Source organism: Kitasatospora sp. NPDC056446 (genome assembly GCF_042796115.1).
GTDB lineage: Bacteria > Actinomycetota > Actinomycetes > Streptomycetales > Streptomycetaceae > Kitasatospora.
Map to the genome: position 1 here is coordinate 1 of NZ_JBHTRF010000172.1, position 2,311 is coordinate 2,311.

The following is a 2,311-nucleotide window of genomic DNA, read 5'->3' on the forward strand; positions in this document are numbered from 1 at the left end:
AGACATCGTCGGCTATTCCCAGGCCGCCGGCCTGGGCAACGGCGCCGAGGCCGTGGAGTACGCCGAGACCCATAGCCTCAAGTTCAAGAAGACAAGCCTGCGGCGACGCGGCATCTTCGGACGCAACCTTGCCATCTACTACGGCAAGGGCGACTCCATGGAGCCGACCATCAAGGATGGCGATGCCATCCTGTTCGACACCTCCGACACCCGCATCCTGGACGGCGTGCTCTACGTCATCCAGGTAGATGGCTATGCCAACCCCGAGTTCTATGTGAAACGCGCTCTGGTCCTCGACGGTGGCGTCTACTTCCAAAGCGACAACCCGCGCGGGGACCACCAGTGGCAGAAGCCAAAGCCCAAGGTCTCAGAGCGGCACCCAATCACGGTCATTGGCCGTGTCCACTGGATTGGCGGATGGGCTGATTGACTTCCGGGGATCATTGAATGGACTCGCAATTGCTTCAGGAAATAGCTCGAGCGCGGGAGATCGTTGCCCAGCCCAAGGCTTGGGCCGGGCCTGCAGCTACCCCTTGGCGCGAGGCACTGGGGAAGCCAAAGGGCCATGAATTCCGCGCCGCCTTAACGATCGATGGCGTTCAGCTGGAAGGGCTATTCGTTAAGGGCTACTTCAAGGCCGATGGCATCGGACGAGTCCGCGACAAATTGTCACTTAGCCTTATCCACGGCGCCCGCCTCGTCGGGCTGGACGAGGGCGGCATGGGCGGCCATCGCTGTTATACCGGAGCCGGTAGACCCTACTATGGGGCGAAGGTCGGCGTTCCTCACCTGCACACCATTTCTGACGACGCCATTGAAGGGTATGCTGAGCCCCTGGAGGTGGCCCCTCTGGAAGATCTCTGGAAACTCTTTCTAAGCCACGCCAACATCATTGATGCCCCTGCACTGTCTCTGCCCGTCATTCAGCGGCCACTGCTATGAACCTGACAACCATCGCCAACGCCCTAAACGGCCGGTTTGTCCCTCTTGGGGAGCATCACGGCTTCATTGAGTCCAGCCTGACCATCCCTCGTGATGGGACGATGCTGGGCGCCTACCTGTTCGATTGCGGTGACGGACAGATCCGGATCACGGATGATGGCGACACCCTTTTCAATATTGCCGCCGCTGGCGCTGTCATCAACAAAACGAAGGTCGGGAAGTATAGGGAGATCGCAATCGAGTATGGCGTTTCTCTAACCGCCGACGGCGAACTGGTGACCAGTTGCTCTGAGGAACGGGCCGGCTTCGCAGTCCCCAGGTACTTCGAAGCAGCACACCGGATCGCGATCAGTAGCCTTGTCCACAGGCCGAAGGTCTCCTCACGCTTCACCAAAGTGATTGATGAAGTTCTGACCCGCTCAATGCCGCGGCGCGTCACCAGGCGCTTCACTGTCGTAGGGGCCAGCGGACACCAGTTGATGTTCCCGTTCGCCCTAGACACTGCTTCCCCGAACCCGATCCTTCTCCAAACCGTTGCCGCTGATGAAGGCTGCGTGGATTGGGCGAGTGTTTACCAGGCCGATGGCAAGTTCCGTGACGTAATGAACACAGGCGCCGCGATACGTAGGGTCGCCGTGATAGAGCAGGCTGACGCGACCCAAATTGCTCAGGCCAGAGTTGCACTCGGAGACTCTGCGGATGTGATCTTGTTCAGATCACCGGATTCACTGATCAAAGCCCTGGCAGCATAGCCAGCCAGGGACCCTCCACAAGAACCCCGCTCCGGCGGGGCTTTACGTTCACGTACACTATCCTAACCAACTGCGTGTCCGAGGGGGCTCTATGGAAAGAGAGAACTTTAGGTCACTAGCTGTCAGCTTTTGTGTATGCCTCCTGGCAACAGCACATTGCACCTCAGCAGCGGCAGCTCGTCCGCAAGAACACTCCATCGTCACAGAGGTCGTGGCTTACGACTTGGCACAAGACCCGACCGGAGACCACGTCAGCCTTTGTGAGACTTTCAGCGATTACGCTAAGAACGTAATGACCGCCAGGCAGGAGGGTGCTTCCATCGCAAGGCTTATAAAGATTGTCAACAGTCCGGATCCCGAAGATGGCGGAGTGATGCAGCAGATCGTTATCGATGCATATGACCATCCCAAACTGAGCCTTGAAGAAAATAAAAGGGAGGCCATTAAGGATTTCGAGAACGAAATCTACCTTCAGTGCATCAAGGCAAGCGCCAAGAAGTAGTCCGGATCAAGACAGCAGCAATGTGCATCAACCCCGCTCCGGCGGGGTTTTCTAAGGATGCAGCGCGCGTGGCCGACCCTCTACCGCAGTCAGGCCGCGGGCCGGCGGCCCGACT

The 2,311-nt window shown here is 58.4% G+C and carries 4 protein-coding genes; all 4 read left to right on the plus strand.

Annotated elements, in window-relative coordinates; translation table 11 throughout:
• On the plus strand, positions 1–430 hold a 430-nt coding region (locus ACFQ6N_RS40280; RefSeq protein ID WP_380659125.1), incomplete at its 5' end, for a helix-turn-helix transcriptional regulator.
• Between the two features lie 17 nt (positions 431–447).
• A complete protein-coding gene (locus tag ACFQ6N_RS40285; RefSeq protein ID WP_197586528.1) occupies positions 448–942 on the plus strand; it encodes a hypothetical protein in 495 nt (164 codons plus the stop codon).
• Positions 939–1,694 carry a DUF1828 domain-containing protein gene (locus ACFQ6N_RS40290; RefSeq protein ID WP_197586529.1) on the plus strand — a complete coding sequence of 252 codons (756 nt, stop codon included), beginning with the start codon at positions 939–941 and terminating at the stop codon, positions 1,692–1,694. Before ACFQ6N_RS40285 ends, ACFQ6N_RS40290 begins: the two co-directional genes overlap by 4 nt.
• 211 nt (positions 1,695–1,905) lie before the next feature.
• A complete protein-coding gene (locus ACFQ6N_RS40295) occupies positions 1,906–2,196 on the plus strand; it encodes a hypothetical protein (RefSeq protein WP_197586530.1) in 291 nt (96 codons plus the stop codon).
• Positions 2,197–2,311 lie beyond the last annotated feature (115 nt).

Bases quoted from the DNA above. Each gene is read 5' to 3' on its own strand.
- ACFQ6N_RS40285 (WP_197586528.1), top strand. From the start codon at position 448: ATGGACTCGCAATTGCTTCAGGAAATAGCTCGAGCGCGGGAGATCGTT.
- ACFQ6N_RS40290 (WP_197586529.1), top strand. From the start codon at position 939: ATGAACCTGACAACCATCGCCAACGCCCTAAACGGCCGGTTTGTCCCT.